The following is a 1,461-nucleotide window of genomic DNA, read 5'->3' as shown; positions in this document are numbered from 1 at the left end:
TCTAGCTGAAAGCGACGCGTACGAAGCGTTGATCGCTTATGCACTGCCTAATAGCCTAAATCTGAGCATCAACTACGAAATGGTTGAAGGCAAAGAATTGAAAGGCGCGAAGACAGAAACGGCTCGTGAAGAAATGGCGCTGCAAGCAGAATACAACTTCCCACCTAAGTTTGTAGGTTATGCGGGTTACCAGTTTGACTCGACCGACGCTAACGACCGCAAAACTGATGACAAATGGGCACTTGGTGCACGTTACTACCTATAATTGTCGTTACAGTTATCGATTCAAAAGCCAGCATGATGCTGGCTTTTTTCGTTTTTTCGAAGAATCAACATGCGTTTCAAACTGATGACACAAAACATAAAACGGGCTGAATGTCTTATTTTCGATACTTCAGAGCGCGTTCTAGTGTTGTTCCATCAAAAGGTTAGATTATGATGATGTTTTTGTTTTGCAGGGAAGATCAATGAGCGTCATTCAAGTTGAAGAAAAGAAAGTAGAAGTTGGAAAAGTGCTGTGTGTTGGGCGTAATTACGTTGAGCACATCCATGAGTTGGATAATGCTATTCCAGAGCAAATGGTGGTGTTTAATAAACCTTCTACCTCTGTATCGACGATCTTACGCTCATTTCATCAAGAACCTTTGCATTATGAAGCGGAAATCTGCTTTCTAATCAAAGACGGTCAATACGCCGCCGTGGGTTTGGGGCTAGATCTGACGAAACGCGGTCTGCAATCTTCTCTCAAAAAGCAAGGCTTGCCTTGGGAGCGAGCAAAAGCATTTGATGGTTCTGCGGTTTTTAGCCGCTTTGTGCCTCTTGAAGGCATTGATATTCATGACCTTAACTTAGAACTATTGATTAACTGTGTTCGTGTGCAAAAAGGCCACGTACAACAGATGCTGTATCCGCCATTTGCGATTTTGGATGAGCTAAGTAGCTACACAACTTTGCAAGACGGTGATGTGGTGATGACGGGAACGCCGCAAGGGGTTGGCGAAGTCCATCAAGGCGACGTCTTCCTTGGGCGTTTAAAATGTGGCGACGTCACCTTGTTAGAAATTGAGTGGGTGGCTGATTAAAGCCAAATGCGCAAAAGAAGAAACGCCACCATACTGACAACCGTCGTTAAGAGAACATTTTTTGTCAAATAGGCGATCAACGCAGCTAATGTCGCAGCCAATAAAAACGGGTTTTGTACGCTGACACTGAGTTCCCCTTCGGGGATGAAGACAATCGGCGCCCAGATCGCGGTTAAAACGGCCGGGCTTGCGTAGTTGAGAATCTTTTGTGTGCGCGTGCCAAGCTTTAATGGCAACTTCGGTTCGAGAAACAAGTATCGGCTTGTGAACACCAACAGCGTCATGAGTAAAATTGACAGCATAATCATTAGCGTTGTCCTGCACTTGTTCGACAAAAGAGCCTATTAACACGGCTAAAATGCACGAAATCATCACACTG

General features: G+C 44.8%; 2 protein-coding genes and 1 pseudogene. 2 read left to right on the top strand and 1 reads right to left on the bottom strand.

The annotated features are described in order from the left end of the window. Together R7E00_RS23270 and R7E00_RS23265 are read left to right on the top strand one after the other, a co-directional pair. Positions 1–265 (top strand): annotated as a pseudogene (locus tag R7E00_RS23270) (porin); the annotation flags it as partial. Positions 266–467: 202 nt separating this feature from the next. Then, entirely contained in the window at positions 468–1,082 is a 615-nt protein-coding gene (locus R7E00_RS23265; RefSeq protein WP_005461913.1) for a fumarylacetoacetate hydrolase family protein, read from the top strand. Here R7E00_RS23265 and R7E00_RS23260 read toward each other — a convergent pair. Next, positions 1,079–1,390, bottom strand: coding sequence for an AzlD domain-containing protein (locus tag R7E00_RS23260; protein ID WP_017447854.1), 312 nt, complete (start codon positions 1,388–1,390; stop codon positions 1,079–1,081). The genes R7E00_RS23265 and R7E00_RS23260 overlap by 4 nt on opposite strands. Between the last annotated feature and the right edge of the window lie 71 nt (positions 1,391–1,461).

Origin of the sequence: Vibrio sp. Vb1755 (assembly GCF_033338635.1) — a bacterium.
GTDB lineage: Bacteria > Pseudomonadota > Gammaproteobacteria > Enterobacterales > Vibrionaceae > Vibrio > Vibrio alginolyticus.
This window is presented reverse-complemented; position numbering and strand designations above follow the sequence as displayed.

Bases quoted from the DNA above. Each gene is read 5' to 3' on its own strand.
- R7E00_RS23265 (WP_005461913.1), top strand. From the start codon at position 468: ATGAGCGTCATTCAAGTTGAAGAAAAGAAAGTAGAAGTTGGAAAAGTG.
- R7E00_RS23260 (WP_017447854.1), bottom strand. From the start codon at position 1,390: ATGATTATGCTGTCAATTTTACTCATGACGCTGTTGGTGTTCACAAGC.